This is a genomic window from Nostoc sp., from assembly GCF_054880495.1.
This window is the reverse complement of the sequence record NZ_JBTYKD010000009.1, coordinates 1-22218: the sequence shown is the minus strand read 5'-3', so window position 1 is coordinate 22218 and position 22218 is coordinate 1. Positions and strand designations below refer to the sequence as shown.

Genomic DNA, 22218 nt, shown 5'->3' with positions numbered 1-22218 from the left:
CTCAAACCTGTAGCTGAAGGACAGTAAGGGCGGGGGATGAGGGGGATGAGGGAGACAAGGGGATGAAGAAAGAAAGTGTTTTCCCAATGCCCAATACTTCTCTACGAGACTCTTCTCTACGAGACGCTGCGCGTAGCTTGCAACTCCTGCGGAGTACGGCAAGCTCAGGGCATCGCGCTACGCGAACACTCAGTACAAGTGCCCAATGCCCAAGACCCAATCTAAAACCACCCTTCTTGTTCCAGGGTTTCAATCAACTGTAAGCCACGGGGATCACCGACTCCTAAAAGTGAGGCTTTAGCATCTTCCCGTACTCCCAAATCTTGATCTTCAGCAAAGGCTTGAATTAAGGCATCGATCGCTGTGGCATAAACTACATTAGAAGGTAGTTCGCGGCACAGTTGACCAATTGCCCAAGCACAGTTACTCCTCACTGCTGCCACGGGATCTTGAACTAAGGCTTCAATTAATGGTGGTATTGCCCCTATAACTGCTTCGTAACCCACTTCTGCCATCTGTGCTAAGGCGCTAGCAGCCCATAAACGCACTGCGGAAATGTCGGTTCTTAAGGCATCTGCTAAGGGTGGTAAAGAACGGCGATCGCGACAGTTTCCTAAAGCCCAAACAACACCTTTACGCACATAGCCATTCCAATCACTGTTTAGTTGAGCAATTAACGGACTCACAGCTTCTGAACTGGGATTGCGTCCGATGCCATAGGCTGCACTCACCCGCACTAAGGGGCAGGTATCAGTTAACAAGCGAATCAGATGGGGGGTAGCACGCGCATCTTCTAGATCACAAAAAGCACGCGCCGCTAACATTCGTTGCTGCGGCTGGGGATTTTCTAGCAACGCTAGCATCACTTCTGGATCAGGCTTCGCCACTTCTGATTCGGCAGTTAGCGGTTCTATTTTATCTAAGGGGCTTTCTAGCTCCTCCTCAACATCGAGTAGGCTTAGATCGTCTTCGTCATACATAATTTAATTTCAATCCCGAAAAGGGATTAACATATACCCCCGCGCCAATAAGTTAAAGCCTTATAAATATTAGTTGCAATATTATACACTTTATTTTCACCCTCGTTGAGTTTTATCCGAAGGAGAACTGCCATTACTTCAGACGCTAAAGTATGTTATCGCTATGCTTTAGTTTATTATTCTGCACTCAGGAATTTTACCATCCACAGGGATTGGGTTTGATAACCTAACTGATTGTAAAGATTTAATGCGGGTTTATTAGATTGAAACACTTGTAATCCAATCTGGCGATCGCCTCTTTGAATAGCCCAATTTTCCACATATCGCATCAAAGCTTTACCAATACCCCGTCGCCGATGTTCTGGTACAACATACAGGATAAAGATGTGAGCATGACGGTTCCCATGTACTTGATCTATGGCATTGCCCACCCAGAGACAGGCGATGGGGGATGAGGGGGATGAGGGAGAATTTTCTCCATTGTCTCCCCCATTTTCCTGACTCGAAAAATTAACCCACCATAAGGGCGTATCACTAGAAAAGTATTGCTTAACTGTTTGCTCTAGGTGGGAAAAATCCTCATTGGGAAAGAGATCCTGGTAAGTTCGCTGCATGAATTTAAGCAGCAGCGATCGATCCAAAGCGGAGCCACGGCGAATAATATACCCAGGTAGTAGTTCCTCAGACACTTCTGATGTTTATTGACCTTAACTGGCTAAGTAATGTACTGCTGGTGGGAAATCAGTAGGAGTGGGCTGAGAACTTACCCCTACCTCTTCAGTTGGCGCGGGTGCTGCCATATCGGAGGGTAAAAAGATGCGGGCGCTGACTGCCACTAAGGCAAAGAAAAATACTAATACCGCAAGCAAGGGGGCGATGTACTGACGAAAAATAGCCATATTTTAGATTGCAAAGGAAGCTCTGAACTTTTATGAGAACCTAGCTGAAGATTTGTGAAGTATTCTTGATTGATTTTAGCGATTTTTTACGAATGGGGCATTGGGGCAATTCAATTTTGGATTTTGGTGAAGCAGCGCGGGAACAGGGGGTTTCCCCCATGAGTGACTGCTGAACCCGTTCGCGCAGCGTCTCCCCTTGGGAGAAGGGATTTTAGATTTTGGATTAAATTTCAATTCTTTAATCCAAAATCTAAAATCTAAAATTCTTACTCCCCACTGAAGTATTATGGGCGATCGCGCTCCAAGTCATCAAGGACTCTCTCGCAATACCAATTTTCCGGCATCCCAGGATAAGTCTCTTTTGCCTGTTCAATTAACCGTTCGGCAGCGGCAGCATCACCGAATAATTTAGCAATTAGCCTATTTTTGAGATAGCTATTAGAGACATCCTCTTCTACTTGGTTTGGTATCCCTTCATTTATAGTTGATGGCCGGGACTGCTGTCTCCGCAACTGCCAAAATAAAACGTAATAAAGCGTACCAAAAATTAAAATTAGGCTGAGTGTTCCAAAAAAAGTTAGGAGGTTAAATGCTAGAAATCCTAGAACTAACTGCGAGAGAACATAGCCAAGTAATAAACCAGTGAGTAAGAGAATAAATGTACCGACAGAAATAACTACTTGATTCCCCATATATCCTCTTCTTCGTCCTCAAGTCCTGGTCTGGATAATACTACTACTGGCTTTTGATTCCAAGGGGCAAAGAATGGCAATAATAGTAATCCGGGTAAAGCAGCGATTGCTGTCAATAGAAAGAATGTAGACCAGCCAGTTGCTTGTGCCCATGTACCGGACGGAGCCGTGAGAATATCTCTACTAAAAGCCTGCAAACTCGAAAGTAAGGCGTACTGTGTAGCTGAAAAGCTTTGATTACAAAGACTCATCAAAAATGCTACAAAAGCAGCTGTTTCTAGACCAGCGCAGAATTGTTCTATATTAACGGCAGCTAACATTAGATAGAAGTTTTTACCGACTACTGCCAACGCAAAGAAAGCCAAGTTGCCGATAGCTTGCAATATGGCGAATATCCAGAGCGATCGATTAACACCAATTTTGGTCATTACTGCTCCTGCTGCCAAGGTGCCAACAATAGTGGCGAAAATTCCCAGCGCACCAGGGAATGCGATGTCGGTTTGAGTGAAATGTAAGCCTTTATCTAACAAAAATGGGGTGGATACATTCTTGAGTAAAGAATCCCCTAACTTGTAGATGACAATAAATATCAGGATTAAAAGTGCTTGTAGCCAGCCATGACGCTGGAAAAATTCAATGAAGGGTAATTTGACTGCGGCTTCTAAAGTCTGAGGTGGGCGATCGCGTAGGACTGGTTCTGGTGCAAAAATAGAACTTACCACACCTACGAGCATCAACAGCGACATCAACAAGTAAACAGCTTGCCAAGGCATTCTGTCTGCTAAAAATAGGGTGACGTAACCGGTTACTAGAATGGCAATGCGATAACCCAATAAGTAAATAGATGCTCCAGCACCTCTTTCTTCTGCTTCCACTACATCAGTGCGGTAAGCATCAACTAAAATGTCTTGGCTGGCGCTAAAAAAAGCAACGGCTATTGCAGCAATTATTAAAGGTTGTAGCCCTTGGGATGGGTGTTGTAGAGCCATTACAGCTATAGTTAACAGTAATGCTACTTGTGTAATTACCATCCAACCTCGACGCCGCCCCAAAAAAGGCGGTACAAATCTATCTAGTAAAGGCGACCAGAGAAATTTTAAAGAATAGGGCAGCTTTACTAAACTAAAAGCGGCGATCGCTGCCAAGCTAATTCCTTCTTTGGTCAACCATGCTTGTAATGTCTGACTGGTTAAATACAACGGTAGCCCTGATGAAAAACCCAAAAATAACAAAGCTCCGATCTTTGGGCTGCCAAAAATTTGTAGCAGCGATTTATTTACTTCCACCATCTTGAAGATTCCTTTTTATTAAGATACATATCAGTAATGCTCTAACAGTGTGATTATTCCTTAATTTTCCTTAATTGAATAAACCTGATGCCCCCTGATTTCTACCCCGTGTGCAGCAAGGCATTTTTCCCAACCTTCTCGCGTACCGATGTCGCTTTTTTGGTTAAGCAATCCTAATTCCTGTTCTTGTTGGGTGAGTTGAGCAAATTCTTCGTAACCAGGGTAGCTGCTGGTAACAAATGTTTCTTTACGGTGCAAAATCGGCGGATTTGCTCTAGTTTCGTAGTCTCGATGAGTGACGACTAGGGTTTTTAAATCAATACCTATGCTGGCTTTTAATGCCGGGTGAGGATCAGTGTCGAAATTAGGGTAACACAGATAGGATATTTGCGGCTTATCAGTGTGATATTTGATTAATGTGGCTTCATCTACACGCCCAATGGTACGGCTAGCGCAACCTTCACAAATTCGCAGCAAGGGATCAAGTGCTGCTAGTGCCGAAATATGGACGTAAAGCGCACCGCGTGTATGTTTACCAATTTTGCTTTTTTCGCACGCAGTTTGAATCACCCCAGGTTTACCTAAGCTGAAAAGTTTTTGGTCGGCTACTTGACAAGCTTCTTCATAGCTACTAAAAAAGGCTTTGATATCGTGACGCATTTCTGGGGCTAGCTTTTGCCATGCCGGGCGTTGATCAAAATGGGTGAGGGCAAGATAAACTTGAATATCTAGAGAACGACGGTAAGCGATCGCATCCCATTCTGCTTCGTCGGTAGCTTGCAAAATTACACCAAAGGCGCGGCGAAAGTTCCCAAATTCGCTCAGTAATTCCGGTTCATTTTCCAATTCGCCTTTAGTAGGTAGTCTACCGCGCTTGGTAAAAAAAGCCATGAGTGGTTGCAGCTGTTCTTGATAGTCTTCAAACCGTTTGATGGGGATGCGGACTCGCGGTGTAGAAGTGGTAGAAAAGAAGCGGATAGCTTTGTAACTTTCTTTTTCGGCTTCATCTCGAAAAACAAAGTATACGCCTAGGGCGATCGGTATTGCATCGACATTTAGCACTTCATCAATATAAGTTTTGAGTTCTTCTTGTTCGTAATATTTCTGAAAAGTATTGCGGCGCGTCACAATGCCATCATTGTAAGCAAGTTGGGTTTTGCTGGGAGCGTTAATTAGTATTTGAGCAGCGACAATTAAAACTTTGTGGGTGAGTTCCCAGGCTTGGCGAAGGCTTTGACGGCGTTCCTCTGGATCTTCAATGACGTTGAGAACATAGCCCAAGTTGACTACATCGGCGGCGGTGTGTAGTACATCCGGATGGTAGTAAGGGTCCCAGCCTGCACTGGTGTAGCCTAAATTTCCTACTCGCTCTACATCACCACCGTAGCCGCAACCGTAGTCAAAAAAAGTGGTGTCTTGATTCAGAATTGCCCATTCTATTGCCAATCGCACGGGGCGAGATAAATCAGTGCGAGCGATCGCAGCTCTGTGACGCTCGATTTCTAACGCTTCAGGCATAATACTAATTCGTAATTCGTAATTCGTAATTCGTAATTAAGACACCGATAACTAATATTGTTTCAAGGTTTAATGGCCAGTTCAATTAAATCTTCAATTTTCTTGATATTTGGATCGCCTGCTAAGTAGCCAATACCGCGATGCAAATGTAAGCGGAATTGGGTGGCGAGGGTTTCTTTGTCGGTGGGATAGCCATCATTGTGACAGCGTTGCTTAAGGGCGAGAAGAAGAATATCGGACATTTCGCCGCCAAAGACGCGCCAAGTCATTTCGACGTTGCTATCTTGGGGAATTGGGACGGGTGAGGGTGTGGTTGGTTCTGCTAGGGAACGACAAAACGCCCAACGGCATAAGATATTCCATTGGTCGATTTTTGTGCTGCGTCTAAGTTTGGTAAGTTGGTCTTTGGCTGTTTGAGAGAGTTTTATTCTTTCGATTGGGGATTCCATAATAATTCGTAATTCGTAATTTATTTAGATACTGGTCTTTTGTTTGGACATAGGATAGATTTTAATTCTAATTTCAAATATAAAACATGGTAGCTAATATTAGTATTACTGACCGGACAAAAAGTTTTGCAATCAGAGTTGTTAAAGCTTGTTGCTTTTTAGATGAAAAACCTGGAGTTTCTCGAACCCTCTCCAAACAACTTCTCCGTTCCGGTACTTCGATAGGAGCGAATTGCCGAGAAGCTCAGTCTGCTCAATCTGACAAAGATTTTATCAACAAATTGGAAATTGCTTTGAAAGAAGCAAGAGAAACACAATACTGGTTAGAAATATTAATTGAATCTGAGCTAGTGGATAAACAGAAATTTCAACTACTTCTCCAAGAGGCAAACGAAGTTGGTAAAATTCTAGTCGCTTCCACCAAACGACTCAAAGGTAAATAATTACGAATTACGAATTACGAATTACGAATTACCAAAAATATTGATTTTCTACTACTGTTGTTTGGCGGGTGGAGGAGTCGTATTTGAGCAAGTATTCACGAGCGATCGCTTCGTTTTCTCGCAGTGTTTCTACTTCTTTCTTTCCAATCTCGGTATCCGTAGATAACAAAATTACTTGGTGGCTGGCAGATGGAAAGTAACGTTCAACTAAGTTACTGCGGTGAGAGGAATCTAGTCTACCTAATGGTGTATCTATTGCTACTGGTAGGCGGTGTCCAGAGACTTTCGCTAAACCCCAGAGAAAGGCGATCGCTAATAATTGTTTTTCGCCAGCCGAGAGGCGATGTTTGGGGACTGGTTTACCATTGAAATCATATAAGCAAAGTCCGAAAGTATTGGTATCAATGGCAATACGATGGACTAAATCTGACTTGTGGAGGAGATAAAGGAAGCAATTTTTAACTTCTTCCTCTAATTTATTGAGCTTTCTCAAGGTTAATTTTTCACGGAAAATCTTGAGTGTTTCTTGAACTTTAGCCGCAGAGGTAATGATATGTTCGTTATTCTTATATTTAATATTTTCTACAGTATAATCACTTAATTCTTTTTTGGACTTAGCAATAATAGTTTCTAATTCAGCTAAACGGCGGCGAATTGTTTCATAATTTGCTTTAGCTTCAACAACTTGATTTTGTGCCGTTTCTACTGCCTGACGCAGCTTTGTATAATCTTCTGGTGCTGCTGCTGTTTGTACTTGTCTTTCTAAAGTGATAATTTCTTCTTCTTTATTTTTGATAATAGCTAATTTTTCTTTTGCAGAAAGTTGAGAATTTTGCAAGTGATAGATGAGATTATCTAGCTGACTTAACGTTTCATCATCAGCTAATAACCAAGGTGCTTCAATATCGAGAGTTTGAGCATATAAATTATCTACATCTTTGACTAAAAATGATTGAATTTTTTCAACTTCTGTTAAGGCAATTTCTACCTGACTTAGCCAACTGAGTAAGCGCTGATCTCTTTCAAGTAACAAATCTTTGGAAATTTGGATTTGTCGATGGCGAAATTCTTTTTCTCCCTGCGTTTGCACTTGAGTAAGTAAATTGGGAATTAATGCTAGGGGTAAAACATCAGCCGCCAACTCACACATTAACTGACGCAATTGTTCAACTTCCGCAGTTTTCGCTTTCTGTTGTAGTTCTAGTTGATTGCGTTCTGCCGCAATTTTACCACCGTCAGAAATAAATTTATCAAAGGCTTCTTGCTGCTTTACTTCTAGTTCTTCTAGCTGATTTTTGAGATTTTCTAAATTTTGTTCATTTTCTTGATAATCTTGTTGCTGTTGCGTCAATCTTTTTTCAATTTCTTCTAGATTAGCTAAATCTTTAGTATCAGCAAACTCTTTGCGTTTACGGTTAACTAAAATATCTAAATCAACAGCTAAACGATCTGCTAACTCTAGCCCGAAAAGTCCGCGAATAGCTTCAACAACAATCGGTGGTGGTATTTCCTGTTCTGCGAGTTCTTTAACTTGTTCACCATCAAATAGGAATAAGTTAGAAATACCTAATGGCAGGAGATTTTCAATATATTCATCCCAGATATTAACTAAAGCATCAGGCCATGTATCACTGTCGCCTAAAATACCTAATGTATCTTTACCATCTTTAGGGTTTTTTGTCCAACTACGCACAACACGGTATTTTATTGGTTTATCGTTTTCAATATGTTCAAAAAGTAATTCAATCCGGGTGTCGGCAACTGCATCTACTTTGTTGTTAACGCATTGATTGAGAAAATCGCCATAACTTAAATTACCACGGGTAGAACATTGGGCGCGGGGGCCATAAAGGGCGAGACGAATGGCATCCATAAGCGTAGTTTTTCCGCCGCCATTCATGCCACCTAATAGGATAATTGGACGCGAGTTTTCTTCATCAGTTTTTGGGTTAAGATTGATTACCTGTTTCCCACTGTAGGGGCCAAAGTTTTGTAATACGAGTTCAAGAAATATCATTGATTTGATTGTGGGTTTATTAAGATACCGGGCGAATGGAATTCGCGGTTATGCAGGCAAAGTTTATCAAATACCGGGCGAATGGAATTTGCGGTTATGCAGCAAAGTTTATCAGATACCGGGCGAATAGAATTCGCGGCTACACAGGCAAAGTCCACCTTTCCTGCGGAACGCTACGCGAACGTGGACTAAATTCCTATGTAATTGTTGGTTTACTTGAGAGTTAGTTCCCAGGTGGGAATGACTGATTTTTGGCTATGGTGTGTAGCTTGGTTTCTGATGTAATTGGCTATATTATCAATGGCATCATGACTAACTGTAAAAGCTCCATAACTACCTTGCCATTTGAAAAACTCACCTGGCTTGATTTCGTGGCTGATAAAATGTCGCAATTACTGTACACTTTAACTGTTCAGATTCCCGAATAATTGCTCCGTAAACTTCCTTCTGAATATCAGGCGTAATTATGGGTAATCTATCCCAGGTCGCCCAAACATAATGTACATACAATTGTGTAAAACTTGCTCTCATTTTCTTTAACCCACGGAGGTGGGTTTCGTCTGTGTAGCCGCGATTTCCAATCGCCGGGAATTTTATTAATGTGTGAAATTTTCTCTCATTTTCTTTAACCCACGGAAGTGGGTTTCGTCTGTGTAGCCGCGATTTCCAATCGCCCGGTATTCTATTATTCTGAATTTTCCTTTTTAAATTTCATACTTGCCCAAGTTACCTCTTCATCACTTTCACCTTCATCTACCTCATTAATTGCTGCAACATCGCCCAAAGTCATCTGCTTGACTTTTGCAACATCACCTTGACTAACTGCTTCGCTTAATTCGCGTTTCAAACGAGCATTTTTAATCGCATCTTCTGGGGAACGGGAACTCGTATTAAAACATTTTTCTAGGGTTTCGTATATCCCCACGCGACGAGTCTTTTTGCGATACTGGCGTTCTGTGTCTAACAATTTCGCCATGAGTTCCAAGTGCATCGCGTCACCTTCACAGATTTCTTCTAATACTGTCCATTCATCACGACCTAGTAGACTATAGTCAGCACCAGGACGGGGGTCTTGAAATTCTTCGCCAGTCACTTCTTGATAAATCCGGGGTAAGCTATCATCAAATTCGTGTTTGTCTTCTAGCCAAATGCGGCGAATTTCGCTCATTTCTTCTAGAGTAATTAGGGTGATATCGCGCATATTTTCTGGCGCTGTCCGACGGGTTTTTGTTTGCGCTTCTAATAATCGTCTGAGCCAATGTTCCCGCCAATATTTGGTATAAGGGCCAGGTATTGGTTCAACAGAGATTTCTCCGTTTTTATTGCGTTCAAATAGTTGGACATCTCCCCAAATTCTTCTAAAATCTCTTTTGTCTCGGTCATCTTTAATATCTAGTTCGTTACGAATATCTAATAATGGCTGCATCCATTCTTTCTCTTCATCATTTTGAATCATTGCCTCCATTGATTTATCCTTATTCACTAGTGTGCAAACCCAGCAGCCAAATCGGGAATCACCACAGCTAGGAGTAGAAGTATCAACAACTAGTGGGCATTCATTATCGGCTGTTGCACCTCGATACATAGCAAATAATTCTTTATTGCTTTGTCCCCAAGGATTTTCACACTGATTAAGGTATATCCAGACATCATTATTACTCCAATCTTCAATGGGGGTATAGATTAGAGAGTTGGGTAGGCTGGCATTAGGACTCAGGCGATCTCGTACTCTATCAACTTGATGCTTTTTCATTGTGGCAGCACGTTTGGAACTCTCCGCCTTGCGAGTCCCCAATACAAGAATTGTTTCACCGCTAGCTCTAACTATTTCACGGATGAATTGATTAGCAGGATTAATTTTTAAACGTGATGTACACCAGCGAAACTGATTACGAGGTGCTGGATATCCCTTACCAATAAGATTTACCCAAAATGTGTCTTCAAGTACTGGTTGTAGTAAATGTGGATCAATTGGCATCCCCTGTTTTTTAGCGGCTACCTTGAGATTCTGCAAGGATTTGCGAACCCAAGCAGACACTACAGGATTTTCTACCTGAGTATCTGTTGTAATAACATAGACTGTTTTAGTTCTTTTTTCTGGAGGAAGAGCAGCGATCGCATTCCACACAAGCTGCAATACTGTACTAGAATCTTTTCCCCAAGACACACCTAAAACCCAAGGAATCTCATCTAAACAATACAATTCTTGAATTTCAGTGGTGAGAGCTTGGATATAGTCCACTAACTCTGCTACAGTACGTGCTTGTTGAACTATCTTTTCTGGTTGTTGTGCTGTAGTCATTTCTCCTTCTCTCTGGAAACACTGGCGTAATATCCGGGCGAATAGAATTCGCGGTTATACAGACAAGCTGCGAAGCGGCTTACCTTCGGGAAGGCCACCGACCTGGGTTCAATAAAAGTTTTTAAAAACTTTACTACTAATATCCAATTTTTTGGATAATTAAACGACATAATCCCATTCTGTTTTTAAAATTTAACATGAAAGATAGTACATCTGACCCTACTGTTGACATCGCTAGAGAGTACCTGGAACGAGAAAACAAGGAAAAACAGGTACTAGCTTTACTGCTGGAGAACTTTTTAGGGAGAAAAGATCGGATTCTCGTTCAAAAAACCGAAATGGGTGGTATTGAGGCTTATGTTAGCTCTGTTACTTTGGAATGGTTTGCAGGTCGGGTTCACTTCGCCTCTGGCTTACCTCTGTTTCAAAAAAAGTATAATCATGAGACTGATAATGTCGAGATTGACGCGGATAGTATTGATGAAATTCAGCAGCGTCCCCTTGATTGGTCACGTCAAGCACCGCTAGTCCAGTATTTAGCGGCTCGACAAAATCACAAATTTCCGCCGGTGCTGGTGGTGATTAATCAACCGTGGGTGGATAATCCCAAAGCTTCTGAGTGGGATAGTGAAGGACGCGCCACAAAGTCTACTACTGATTTCATAACCTTAGATAAAGACGGTAAGGTAGGTTTGCTAAATATTTCTGAAGATGATGTAACTATTTATGCATTAGATGGTCAACACCGATTAATGGGTGTACAGGGGTTGATGGAGTTAATTAAAACTCGCAAACTCCAGCGTTATAAAAAAGATAAAGGTGCTGATGACAGTTTTATTACAGTCAATGATTTAATAGAAAAGTATCAAGTAGACCTTGCTTACTTGCAAAATTTACCCAAGGAAAAAATTGGTATTGAGTTCATCTGTGCGGTAGCGGCTGGGGAAACTCGCACCCAGGCGAGACGGAGGGTGAGATCGATTTTTGTTCATGTCAACCTGATGGCTGCACCCTTGACTAAAGGGCAGTTAACACAGTTGAATGAAGATGATGGTTTTGCGATCGTTGCTAGAAAAATTGCAGTTACACATCCACTATTAGAACAACGACAAGATCGCAATCCTCGTGTTAATTGGAATAGTGCAACAGTGGCTTCCAATTCTACAGTTTTGACCACTTTGCAAGCTCTACAAGATATGTCTGAGCGATATTTGGGTCAAAAGTTCCCCCACTGGAAACCCTTGGAGAAAGGTCTAATTCCCATGCGTCCAGAAGATGAAGAACTTGAGCAGGGAATTGAGGAATTTAGAAAGCTATTTGATTCTTTGGCTAGTCTTTCCAGTTATAAGATTTTAGAACACGAGGATACACCTGCTTTACGGCGGTTCAGCTTTGAGAAGGAGGGAGGTGAAGGAAATATGCTTTTCCGTCCAGTTGCTCAAGTTGCATTAGCGCAAGCTATCGGAATTTTGGTTTTTAAAAAAGGTTTTTCCCTGGCAGATATTTTTAAGAAACTGCGGAAGTTTGACCAGCAAGGTGGTTTTAGTGGTATGGAATATCCCCAATCTCTCTGGTATGGGGTTTTGTATGACCCAAATAAAAAGCGGGTACAGGTTGCTGGACGGGATTTGGCGACGAAGTTATTGGTTTATATTCTGGGTGGAATTCAGGAACAGATGGAACGTGCTGAACTTCGGAAGGCTTTGGCGGATGCTAGGACTGTGGAAAATAAAACTATAGGTTTTGATGGCAAGTTTGTTGAACCGAAAGCTGTAGGATTTCCACATATTTTGAATTAGCAAAGTTAAGTAGGAATTTTGCACTGTGGTTTTTACTGATGCAACAGTCTATAAGGGTTGCATATCATGTTTGCTAATATCTACTGATTTCTATTAGGCGTTCTCTGGTCGAGTTGGCATTACTAAAGAATTAATAAAACGAGTGCCAATCTTCCAGGGTAAGACAGAGAAAATTAAATTAAGTCCTGCTACTAAAGATAAGTTGATCTACACAATTAATTACATAGCTAGATTTGTAAGTTGCGTTTTTACTAACGATCCAAGTAATCAGCTTCGAGATTATGATGTTTATCAAGCATCAGATGCTTTGGTTATTTGTCTTAATAGATTTTTATCAGAATGCAGTAATACTGAATATATTTCTGATACAACTGTTGAAGAACTAACAATAGATGAAGTAGCTACATTTAAACAAGACTGTATTCTAGGTATAAGTGTGGGGCTGGAAGTTTTAGGGCGTTTATTGCACTATATATACGAGCCAGTAAACAATTCTTTTAATGAAGAAAAAGTTTTACAATTAGCACAGCTAGATTGGTCAAGAGAAAACCAGCTTTGGAAGGATAACGTAGTTAGAATAGATGCCAAACCTACAAATCCAGACAAGCCTTATAAAATATCTGCTACTGTTGGTGCTGTAACAGATGCAGTCAAAATAGTAAAAATTACACTGGGGTGGATGTAAAGTTATTGCTTTTAAGAATTACTTAAAAATCAAGATAGGAATTTGGTTAGATCAAATTCCTCATCTTGCTGCTCTGAATTCGTTCTTTCATAACTAAGAATCAATAAAAGTCGCTCTGAATAGTCTACTGCTCCACGCAGTTCATTTTGTATAATTTCTAAACCACTATTAGCATACTCTTCAAAAATGTGAATACGTTGCTCGTCAGCTACATTATCATCATCTAGAATCTTAATGTTTTCAGTTTCGGTGATAGCCAACAAATTAATTAATAGAGTGAAGCTACTAGTAAAATAATCTTGTCGCAGTGGGGATAAATCTTTAGAAATTACGTCTAAAGGAATGCGCTTTTTATATTTAACGCCTAATGCTGCTGCAAACACCATAACTTCTACATAAGTCTGAAAAGGCCCAGTTGTGTCTTTTGATGCTACTAGAGATTTCACCAACTCAGCCTTATCTTTAGCAACCCTGATTCTATTTGCAGCCATGATATTAATCTCTACATTGTTGCCATTTTAACCGAAAGCCAAAAGCGATGCCTAGATTGGGCTTTACCTACGCACTTATTAACCCATCATTTTATACTAGTATATACGCGATCGCTTAAACAAACAAATTATCGTAAATAAAAGGGTTTAAGACCCCTACGTATAGACGTAGCGCGGAGTCGGAGCCACTCCGCCTCCGATCAGTTTCAGTCGGGGTTTAAATCCCCGTCTGAAAATGTCTTTAATTACGAATTACGAATTACGAATTATTTAACTATCCTGGCAGCCACCTGATCACGGCGATACACTTGCGCTTCATAGCATACTATGTACTGGAAAGCTAAATTTATTTATGGTAATTTTGAATTCCAAGCGATCGCCCTACAGCTCTTCTCCTAAAGGAGACGCTACGCGAACGGGCATCTTACGGCGGGCGTATAGTAGAGAAATAACGTGACTAAACGTATAATCGGCTTAACCGGCGGTATAGCCACAGGCAAAACCACTGTCACCAATTATTTAGCTAGCACTTATAACCTGCCGATTTTGGATGCAGATATTTATGCTAGAGAGGCAGTATCTTTAGGTTCGCCTATTTTGGGTGCGATCGCTCAACGTTACGGCAAAGAAATTTTACTACCAGATGGCAGCCTCAACCGCCAAAAGCTAGGCGAAATTATCTTTAATCGTCAAGATGAACGCAACTGGATAGATAATTTAATTCATCCTGATGTACGCGATCGCTTCCTCAAAGCAATTGCCCAATCCTCTTCAGAAACACTGGTGTTAGTAGTGCCTCTATTATTTGAAGCGGGAATGACTGATTTGGTTACAGAAATCTGGGTAGTGCATTGTTCCCAAGAGCAACAGCTACAAAGATTGATACAACGAAACCATTTAAATAGAGAACAGGCAGAAGCCCGGATCAACAGCCAATTATCTATCGAAGAAAAAGTGGCTCATGCAGATGTCGTTTTAGATAACTCCTCCACCCTAGAAGTATTACTGAAGTATGTAGATGTAGCTCTAAAAACCACAAGTAGGGACTAGATTGCATTTATAGCAGTTTGCAGTTGAGTCCAATACAGACCTAACCCCCAACCCCTTCCCTACTAGCGTTGGGGAGTAAGATTCAAAGCCTCTTTCCTAAAAGGAGAGAGGTCAAAGTGTATTGCATACAAACGAGAAGCGCTATATCTTAAAAAAGATACTATACATAGACGAAATTCTTAAGACATAAAAGCTTTATAAATTAATATTATCTAGTTCAGCGAAAAATACTCATATCTGACCGAATATTGTCCAATAATTCGGGGATTTTACAGTTGAAGCTGCGGTTAATAGTACTGTAAATTTAAATTAATAGTAAAGCTGCTATCACCCCTGATGTTATATGACATACTCAAGACTGAAGCTAATAAAGTAATCACTAGTATTAGTAACAGTGAATTTTTACCTGATATATAGCAGTCTACTTTGATTTTTGAAATTATTTGTGTAGACAGGGAGTAGGCTTGCCGTGAGCGTAGCCGAATGGAAGTAAGGAAGAAGCCTTTTGGGGGTGTACTGATTTTTTTCAAAAATCAAATACGAGTCCTATAGCATCATTAATGACATCAATGGTTTATATCACAGAAAATACAACTTAGGATAAATTAAATATTAATATTTCAGAATGATGTCTTAAAAAACTGACTTTTGAATTATTAGTTCTATTTTTAAATTGTTGTTAAGTGCCTTCTCTTCAATCAGAACAGGTATGAACTTAAGTTTTAGTTTTTTAAAAAAATTAGCTCTGATTAGCTCTCCAGCAAACGAATTAAAACAGAAAAATAAAATACACGATTACAGCCAACAAGTTTGGGGAACCGACTATGTATTTGAGGACCTCAATGAAGGAATAATGGGGTACATGACTGGAGTAGGGAAAACCATTAAACCCGGCGATCGCATTATTTTGCGAAAAGGTTGTGAATTTTATCAATATCAAGTTCAAGAAATTGATTACTACTCCAATCCATCTGATATGTGGATGGCTTTACTCAAGCAAGTACCGATTGACTAACTAAGCCACGTCTATCTTGAAACCTGTAGTTCTTTTGTAATCAAAAGGATTTGCCCTCATCCCCCAACCCCTTCTCCCAGATTTAGGATTCGGGGAGCCAGAATTTCAAAGTCCCTCTCCCAGATATGGGAGAGGGATTTAGGGTGAGGGCGAAAACTACGGTTCTCAATTTAGATGAGGTTTAAGCTGTCGAAGAAACTCAATATTCAAATCTAGCTTTTTTCCTAACCATAAGGAATGATCCATGTGGTCTGCCACAGCATCGCCTGTCTCAGGGTGGACGAGAATATCCAATCCCTGACGATTGAGCATTAACCAAGGAACGACCTGATCAAACTGATTTGGTAAGAAAGCAACTTGATACATCCCTTTTGGGTGGGGTCCGATGGGCTTGTCAAACCAGCGTCCGAGTCGCACCTCAAACCTAGCGCCCAATCCTTCACGTACACGCGCTGCTACATCCTGACTCGCAGTATCGAAGTAAACATGAGCGTGAAAACTAGTGATCTCGATAGTATCTTCTTTCATAGATTCACTTTTCGCTCTCAACTCTAATTTTAGATAGCGGACTTTTTCTTTCTCACTCAGGACTTACGCAAACAATAGCCGAAACCGTGATTTTCTTCTTAGGGGCAATACCCTGCGGTCAGCTAAAGCTACATGAATTGCCCCGGAGGGCGTGTCATTTTGCGTAAATTTATCACTGAAAAAGCGATGTCTACGACGGGCGTAGATGCAGCACAATTTTAGCCCAATACCGTGCAGTTAAGGATCGGTTCAATCTGGTGATTATCTCTCAGTGAGGTTAGAATTTCTAACATTGGCGATCGCTGTCGCGACTTTGTGGCAAGTTAGTATTCTTGAAAGCCACTCCCTACTCATCATGTCCTTAGCCTCCTTCCTAGCGCGTCGTTCGTTCCACTATGCTTGGCTCGTCGCCGGCTTAACATTCTTAGCCTTGCTGGTGGCAGCCGGAATTCGCTCTGCTCCTGGAGTTTTTATAGTGCCTCTCGAACAGGAGTTCGGCTGGAGTAGAGCAACTATATCTTTGGCAATCTCGATTAACTTAGTACTTTACGGACTGATTGGCCCTTTTGCCGCCACAGTTATGGAGCGGATCGGTATTCGCCGAATGATGGTGTTCTCACTTGCTGTCATTGCTGTCGGTGTCAGTTTAACCACTTTGATGTCAGCGTCTTGGCAGCTAGTTTTGCTATGGGGGGTAGTTGTCGGTTCTGGTAGCGGAGTTATTGCCCTGGTTTTGGGTGCTATTGTTGTCAATCGCTGGTTTGTAGAAAAGCGGGGTCTAGTTCTGGGCATCTTAACCGCCAGTACAGCCACGGGGCAACTAGTGTTTCTGCCCATGCTGGCCTCAGTAAGCGATCGCTTTGGGTGGCGAACTGCGGCTCTGGCTCTTAGTGGTGCAGCACTTCTAATTATTCCAGCGATCGCAGCCTTTATGCGTGATCGGCCGGCGGATGTCGGTTTGCGACCCTTTGGTGACAACAGCGAAACTGTGGAAGTATCACAGCCGAAAGTGAATTCCATCGCCTCCACCCTCAACGCCCTCTGGCTGGGAATGCATAAGCGCGACTTCTGGCTGTTATTTGGTAGCTTTTTTATCTGTGGTGCCAGCACAAATGGGTTAATTGGAACTCATCTGATTCCTGCTTGTATTGACCACGGTATCCCTGAAGTCAAAGCTGCTGGTCTTTTGGCAATCATGGGACTATTCGATTTTTTTGGAACTACTATGTCCGGTTGGCTATCTGACCGTTGGAACAATCGCTACTTATTATTTTGGTACTACGGACTGCGGGGTTTATCTTTGATTTTCTTGCCCTTCAGTTTCGACTTTTCCTTCTATGGACTTTCCATTTTCGCCGTCTTCTATGGGCTTGATTGGATTGCCACCGTACCACCTACAGTCCGTCTTGTTGCTAACGTCTTCGGTAAAGAAAATGTTGGCGTAATGTTCGGTTGGATTGTCGCAGGACACCAGATTGGTGCAGCTACAGCAGCATTCGGAGCCGGAGTGTTGAGAACTTGGACGGGTAGTTATTTACAAGCGTTTATTTTATCAGGTATTCTCTGTCTGATTGCCGCAGTTTGTGTACTGCAAATTGGTCAAAGTCCCAATAAGGGGAATTCACGGCTATCTTCAGTCACGCTCAATTCTTAATGTATTTACAGACCTAACAAGAACAGCCCTTTCCCTGCTAGCGTTGGTGAGTAAGATTCAAAACCTCTCTCCTAAAAGGAGAGGTTAAAGTATATTGCATACAAATGAGCGATCGCACTACGATTCTATTTCTTGAGAAACACAGCCAGATCAGTAGAATTCCATGCTCTCACAAAAGTTTTATCTTTATAATTTATCTTTTGCTGTTGCACCTGCTTACTTCTTTTGGTTTCCATATGAATAACACCACAAGGTTCAAAGTCTTTATAAGGTGTCTGTTTTTCTTTGACTACTGACATATTCGTGACATTAATATGTTGTATATGAAAATCTTTACCACTTAAAATTTGAAAATGCATAATTGCAAATTCTGACCAAGGATTTTGATATAACTGTGGTGTGTAACTTGTTGGATAATGCTCAACAGTATGATTTTGAATCCAATGAACAACACGGCTCATATGGTAGTCCATAGAGTCCCAATTGTTTGTTGGTGCTATGATCGCAATTAAACCAACTATTCCTACTACAAAAAAAACACTAACTAATAAAAAAGTTAGATAATTTGGAAAAGGATAATTTGAAAGATGGTATTTTAAATTAAATTTATTTTTATAAAAATTAAAAAAAGTAGTAACTAATCCAATATCTAGAAAAAACCAAAAACCGGATAAAAATCCATAATTTATCAGATGAAATAAGCTGAGTAATTCAGTTATTAGGGTTATTGCTATCCCCAAAATAATGGAAGATGACAATAATGAGCTACGTAGAGACTTTTGCTGAGAGCTAAATATTAAAAATAAAAATACATAAAATATTATCGGCAAAATAATTAACATTAATTCTCCCCCAGTTTTTGAAAGTATAAACTGAATAATTACTTTTTACTAACAACCAAAATTTTAGCTTCTCTACTAAATATTGAATTATTTTTAAAGCTTTTGTCTGCTATGTAGCTAGAAATAAGTAAGGAGGTCGGCAGGATAAAAGCCATGTATGTTTAATTTTGTAAACCTGTGGAATTACTTCTTTTAAATTTTGTTACATAGGTTTATTTTTAACACTTACTTTTTTTTGTAATCATATCATGCTAATTTGCCTATAGATAGCAGAAGATTTACGTAATTTCAATACTAAAAATAAATATTTAATTAAGTAATTCTCTTGATGATAAGTAAGTAGGTGAGAATAAATCAAAGTAGATTAAGTAATGTAAAAAATCTTGAGATGAGTTCGTAGTGTTCGCGTAGCGCGATGCCCTGATACTGTTTGACTTTAATTATGATACAAATACTTTGGTAGGGGCACGGCAATGCCGTGCTCCTAGGCGAAATCTATATGTATCAGGGTTTTAGTGAAATGGTATGAGCTTGCCGTTCGCGCAGCGTCTCGTAGAGAAGGGTCTCGTAGAGAGGCCTACCCTGCGGGAACTAAAGTCCTTACTACAAACCTTGAATTATCCACGCCGCTCTACTTATTAGCTACGTAAAAATAGCCAGATTATATTGTCTCTCTAAACAAGTCGATAGTAATAAAATATTCTTTATAAAGGTTCTTGGGGTTTAGTAAATAATCAAGCGGACATGATATAACACAGGTGAAGTAAGTAAATTTGCGATGCTTCCCGATCGCTATATAAATGCCTTGACTGTTTATCCCAACAAGGAGAATTAAATTTATGGCAACAACAGCTTTAATTGTCGGTGCAGGTAGTGGACTGAGCGCTTCTTTAGCTCGCCTATTTGCCAAAGAAGGATTCACCGTAGCTTTAGCGGCTCGCCAAATTGAAAAACTGACTCAATTGAGCAGTGAAATTGGCGCGGTTAGTTTCGCTGCTGATGTCTCAAAACCAAATGAAGTAGAACAGTTATTTATTGATGTTGAAAATAAAGTTGGTTCCCCGAATATTGTCGTTTACAATCCCAGTTATCGGGTGCGGGGTTCTCTTGTCGATCTAGACCCTGGGGAGGTGGCAAAAACCTTAGATGTAACTGCCTATGGTGGCTTTCTCGTAGCCCAAGCTGCTACCAAAAGGTTTTTGCAACTTGGCGGCGGTGCTATATTCTTTACTGGAGCCTCAGCGAGTATTAAAGGTTATCCTCTCTCTGCTCCCTTTGCAATGGGTAAATTTGCACTGCGTGGTTTGGCTCAGAGTATTGCTAGAGAATTAGCACCAAAGAATATCCATGTGGCGCATTTCGTGATTGATGGTGCAATTCGCTCCACAGTCCGTCAAGATCCAACAGATAATCCTGATAGTACCCTTGACCCAGATGCGATCGCTCAAACTTATCTCAGCATTCTCCGCCAACCCCGCAGTGCTTGGACTTATGAAGTAGAACTACGTCCGTGGGTAGAGAACTTCTAGCCTAGACAATTGTTACAAGAATATTTTTGCAGGTATGAAAATTGATTTTGGTGCAACTGCTACTGATTATGCAAAACATCGCGCTGGCTTTCCCAGTTCATTATTTAACAAACTGTCTGAGTATGGTATAGGTTTACCAGGGCAAAACATTGTTGACCTTGGAACAGGAACAGGAACACTAGCGCGGGGCTTTGCGGATAGAGGTGCTTATGTAATTGGCATCGACCCATCAGCATCACTTTTAGAACAAGCAAGACAGTTAAGTGAATCTGCCCAACTCCAAGTAGATTATCGAGTCGCAACTGCCGAGAATACCGAGTTACCAGACGCAAGTGCGGATGTAGTAACGGCTGGACAGTGTTGGCATTGGTTTGACCGTCCGCGTGCCGTCCAGGAAATTACTCGGATATTGAGAAGAAATGGCTTGCTTGCGATCGCTCATTTTGATTGGATACCCTTAAAAGGTAATGTAGTGGAAGCAACAGAACAACTGATTAAGGCTCATAATCCAGCGTGGAATCTAGACGGCGGTAATGGATTGTATCCCCTGTGGTTAAAAGACATTGGCGAAGGAGGATTCCGAGAAATCCGCACATTTTCTTATGATGTATTTGTGTCTTATACACAGGTCGATTGGCGGGGGCGAATTCGTGCTAGTGCTGGTGTGGGAGCCAGCTTAACACCAGAAAAAGTAGAAATATTTGACCAGGAATTGGCGACATTACTCGAAGCAAAATATCCCACACCAATTCTTCAGGTTCACCATAGAGTTTGGGCAGCGATCGCCAAATCACCGCAATCTAATTCGTAATACTTCTCTACGAGAGGCTGCGCCAACGGCTGCGCTCAGTACAAGTTCGTAATACTTCTCTACGAGAGGCTGCGCCAACGGCTGCGCTCAGTACAAGTTCGTAATACTTCTCTACGAGAGGCTGCGCCAACGACTGCGCTCAGTACAAGTTCGTAGGCAAACCTCTGCGCTCTTTGCTTTTAAATTCTAACACTCGATATCAGGAAAAATAACCATGATTGAACTTTACTATTGGGCAACCCCAAACGGTCATAAAATTACGATTTTCTTGGAAGAAGTCGGCTTACCATATACCATAATTCCGGTGAATATTGGGGCTGGGGATCAATTTAAGCCGGAATTTCTGAAGATTTCTCCTAACAATCGGATGCCCGCGATCGTTGACCATGAACCAGCAGATGGAGGTGCGCCGATTTCGGTATTTGAGTCTGGTGCAATCTTGCTATATTTGGCAGAAAAAACCGGGAAATTAATCCCCCAAGATTTACGTAATCGCACTCAAGTTTTAGAATGGTTGTTCTGGCAAATGGCAGGACTAGGACCAATGGCGGGACAAAATCATCACTTTAGCCTCTATGCTCCCGAAAAGATTGAATATGCCATTAAGCGCTATGTAAATGAGACGGGACGCTTATATGGTTTGCTAAATAAGCAACTAGCAGATAGAGAATTTGTGGCTTTTGATTATTCCATCGCCGATATTGCTGCTTATCCCTGGATTGTGCCCCATGAACTCCAAAGTCAGAATCTAGAGGATTTTCCTCACCTCAAGCGCTGGTTTGAGACAATTAAAGCCCGTCCGGCAACAATTCGCGCCTACCAGAAAGCAGAAGCATTCAAAACTCAAGCGATTGATCCAGATAAGTCAAGAGATTTGTTATTTAACCAGTCGGCGAAGACTATTCAGCCTTGAGCGTTCTGGGCGGATGTTTTAAAAGTCAATGGAGAACTGAGTGGGTAGGTTAGCAACGGATATAACAGGCAAGACACCTGTCTCATTAGGACTGTTGGGCGCTGCTGCCTTCATGGTAGTTGCCGATGCACGGGTGATTGACCCCCTACTGCACATCATTGCTGACGAGTTCAAAGTTGGTGTTGGCAGTGCTGCGGTGATTATCTCCGCATACACGATTCCCTATGGGCTATTTCAGCTAGTCTATGGGCCACTCGGCGATCGCATCGGCAAAATTAAGGTAATTACAATCGCACTGGCGGCATTTGCTGT

Annotated in this window: 23 protein-coding genes and 2 pseudogenes; 12 read left to right on the top strand and 13 right to left on the bottom strand. The window is 41.4% G+C overall.

Features of this window, described 5'->3' with window-relative positions:
• The first annotated feature begins 86 nt into the window (after positions 1-86).
• Positions 87-263 (top strand): hypothetical protein, encoded by a 177-nt coding sequence (locus ACYTXL_RS00845; RefSeq protein ID WP_461923082.1) that lies wholly within the window; start codon positions 87-89, stop codon positions 261-263.
• Here ACYTXL_RS00845 and ACYTXL_RS00840 read toward each other — a convergent pair.
• From ACYTXL_RS00840 to dndE, 7 genes are all read right to left on the bottom strand, one after another.
• Entirely contained in the window at positions 222-980 is a 759-nt protein-coding gene (locus tag ACYTXL_RS00840) for a HEAT repeat domain-containing protein (protein ID WP_334909463.1), read from the bottom strand. The two genes, ACYTXL_RS00845 and ACYTXL_RS00840, sit on opposite strands and share 42 nt — an antisense overlap.
• Before the next feature lie 176 nt (positions 981-1156).
• A complete protein-coding gene (locus ACYTXL_RS00835) occupies positions 1157-1669 on the bottom strand; it encodes a GNAT family N-acetyltransferase (RefSeq protein WP_461923081.1) in 513 nt (170 codons plus the stop codon).
• Between the two features lie 18 nt (positions 1670-1687).
• Positions 1688-1879, bottom strand: a complete 192-nt coding sequence (locus tag ACYTXL_RS00830) for a hypothetical protein (RefSeq protein WP_461923080.1) — start codon at positions 1877-1879, stop codon at positions 1688-1690.
• A 284-nt stretch (positions 1880-2163) separates the two neighbouring features.
• On the bottom strand, positions 2164-2571 hold the full coding sequence (locus tag ACYTXL_RS00825; protein WP_461923079.1) for an ABC transporter permease: 408 nt from the start codon (positions 2569-2571) through the stop codon (positions 2164-2166).
• Complete coding sequence (locus tag ACYTXL_RS00820) at positions 2556-3860, bottom strand: AmpG family muropeptide MFS transporter (RefSeq protein WP_461923078.1); 1305 nt, start codon at positions 3858-3860, stop codon at positions 2556-2558. Before ACYTXL_RS00820 ends, ACYTXL_RS00825 begins: the two co-directional genes overlap by 16 nt.
• Positions 3861-3920: 60 nt before the next feature.
• A complete protein-coding gene (locus ACYTXL_RS00815; protein ID WP_461923077.1) occupies positions 3921-5378 on the bottom strand; it encodes a DNA phosphorothioation-associated putative methyltransferase in 1458 nt (485 codons plus the stop codon).
• 62 nt (positions 5379-5440) lie between these two features.
• Positions 5441-5827 carry a DNA sulfur modification protein DndE gene (dndE, locus tag ACYTXL_RS00810; protein ID WP_461923076.1) on the bottom strand — a complete coding sequence of 129 codons (387 nt, stop codon included), beginning with the start codon at positions 5825-5827 and terminating at the stop codon, positions 5441-5443.
• Between the two features lie 86 nt (positions 5828-5913).
• Here dndE and ACYTXL_RS00805 point away from each other — a divergent pair, with 86 nt between their 5' ends.
• The gene (locus ACYTXL_RS00805) at positions 5914-6270 is read left to right on the top strand and encodes a four helix bundle protein (RefSeq protein ID WP_461923075.1); all 357 of its coding nucleotides are present in this window, start codon (positions 5914-5916) and stop codon (positions 6268-6270) included.
• Between the two features lie 28 nt (positions 6271-6298).
• Here ACYTXL_RS00805 and dndD read toward each other — a convergent pair whose 3' ends face one another.
• Positions 6299-8287 carry a DNA sulfur modification protein DndD gene (dndD, locus tag ACYTXL_RS00800; protein WP_461923074.1) on the bottom strand — a complete coding sequence of 663 codons (1989 nt, stop codon included), beginning with the start codon at positions 8285-8287 and terminating at the stop codon, positions 6299-6301.
• Between the two features lie 35 nt (positions 8288-8322).
• Between dndD and ACYTXL_RS00795 the strand changes: the two genes are divergently transcribed.
• The gene (locus ACYTXL_RS00795) at positions 8323-8514 is read left to right on the top strand and encodes a hypothetical protein (RefSeq protein ID WP_461923073.1); all 192 of its coding nucleotides are present in this window, start codon (positions 8323-8325) and stop codon (positions 8512-8514) included.
• On the opposite strand, the pseudogene ACYTXL_RS00790 reads toward ACYTXL_RS00795, so the two are convergent.
• Positions 8500-8818, bottom strand: a pseudogene (locus ACYTXL_RS00790) (transposase). The gene ACYTXL_RS00795 and the pseudogene ACYTXL_RS00790 sit on opposite strands and share 15 nt — an antisense overlap.
• A gap of 154 nt (positions 8819-8972) precedes the next feature.
• Entirely contained in the window at positions 8973-10589 is a 1617-nt protein-coding gene (gene dndC / locus ACYTXL_RS00785) for a DNA phosphorothioation system sulfurtransferase DndC (protein ID WP_461923072.1), read from the bottom strand.
• Positions 10590-10786: 197 nt separating this feature from the next.
• Between dndC and ACYTXL_RS00780 the strand changes: the two genes are divergently transcribed.
• A complete protein-coding gene (locus ACYTXL_RS00780; RefSeq protein ID WP_461923071.1) occupies positions 10787-12388 on the top strand; it encodes a DGQHR domain-containing protein in 1602 nt (533 codons plus the stop codon).
• Positions 12389-12503: 115 nt separating this feature from the next.
• Positions 12504-13073, top strand: a pseudogene (locus tag ACYTXL_RS00775) (DNA sulfur modification protein DndB); the annotation flags it as partial.
• A gap of 29 nt (positions 13074-13102) precedes the next feature.
• Here the strand turns inward: ACYTXL_RS00775 and ACYTXL_RS00770 are convergent.
• Positions 13103-13564 (bottom strand): DNA phosphorothioation-associated protein 4, encoded by a 462-nt coding sequence (locus tag ACYTXL_RS00770; protein ID WP_461923070.1) that lies wholly within the window; start codon positions 13562-13564, stop codon positions 13103-13105.
• A gap of 453 nt (positions 13565-14017) precedes the next feature.
• Here ACYTXL_RS00770 and coaE point away from each other — a divergent pair, with 453 nt between their 5' ends.
• Positions 14018-14614: a dephospho-CoA kinase gene (coaE, locus tag ACYTXL_RS00765; RefSeq protein ID WP_461923069.1), complete on the top strand. Its 597-nt coding sequence runs from the start codon at positions 14018-14020 to the stop codon at positions 14612-14614.
• Between the two features lie 709 nt (positions 14615-15323).
• Complete coding sequence (locus tag ACYTXL_RS00760; RefSeq protein ID WP_461923068.1) at positions 15324-15629, top strand: hypothetical protein; 306 nt, start codon at positions 15324-15326, stop codon at positions 15627-15629.
• Positions 15630-15794: 165 nt separating this feature from the next.
• On the opposite strand, the gene ACYTXL_RS00755 is transcribed toward ACYTXL_RS00760, so the two are convergent.
• Positions 15795-16157 (bottom strand): DOPA 4,5-dioxygenase family protein, encoded by a 363-nt coding sequence (locus ACYTXL_RS00755; RefSeq protein WP_461923067.1) that lies wholly within the window; start codon positions 16155-16157, stop codon positions 15795-15797.
• Between the two features lie 271 nt (positions 16158-16428).
• On the opposite strand from ACYTXL_RS00755, the gene ACYTXL_RS00750 reads away from it, so the two are divergent.
• Positions 16429-17811, top strand: coding sequence for an MFS transporter (locus ACYTXL_RS00750; RefSeq protein WP_461923066.1), 1383 nt, complete (start codon positions 16429-16431; stop codon positions 17809-17811).
• Between the two features lie 125 nt (positions 17812-17936).
• On the opposite strand, the gene ACYTXL_RS00745 is transcribed toward ACYTXL_RS00750, so the two are convergent.
• Positions 17937-18653: a hypothetical protein gene (locus ACYTXL_RS00745; protein ID WP_461923065.1), complete on the bottom strand. Its 717-nt coding sequence runs from the start codon at positions 18651-18653 to the stop codon at positions 17937-17939.
• Positions 18654-19492: 839 nt separating this feature from the next.
• Here ACYTXL_RS00745 and ACYTXL_RS00740 point away from each other — a divergent pair.
• The 4 genes from ACYTXL_RS00740 to ACYTXL_RS00725 form a co-directional block, all read left to right on the top strand.
• Positions 19493-20182 carry an SDR family NAD(P)-dependent oxidoreductase gene (locus tag ACYTXL_RS00740; protein WP_461923064.1) on the top strand — a complete coding sequence of 230 codons (690 nt, stop codon included), beginning with the start codon at positions 19493-19495 and terminating at the stop codon, positions 20180-20182.
• A 34-nt stretch (positions 20183-20216) separates the two neighbouring features.
• On the top strand, positions 20217-20993 hold the full coding sequence (locus tag ACYTXL_RS00735; RefSeq protein WP_461923063.1) for a class I SAM-dependent methyltransferase: 777 nt from the start codon (positions 20217-20219) through the stop codon (positions 20991-20993).
• A 214-nt stretch (positions 20994-21207) separates the two neighbouring features.
• Positions 21208-21906 (top strand): glutathione S-transferase N-terminal domain-containing protein, encoded by a 699-nt coding sequence (locus ACYTXL_RS00730; protein WP_461923062.1) that lies wholly within the window; start codon positions 21208-21210, stop codon positions 21904-21906.
• 40 nt (positions 21907-21946) lie between these two features.
• A partial coding sequence (locus ACYTXL_RS00725; RefSeq protein WP_461923061.1) for an MFS transporter occupies positions 21947-22218 on the top strand: 272 nt, incomplete at its 3' end.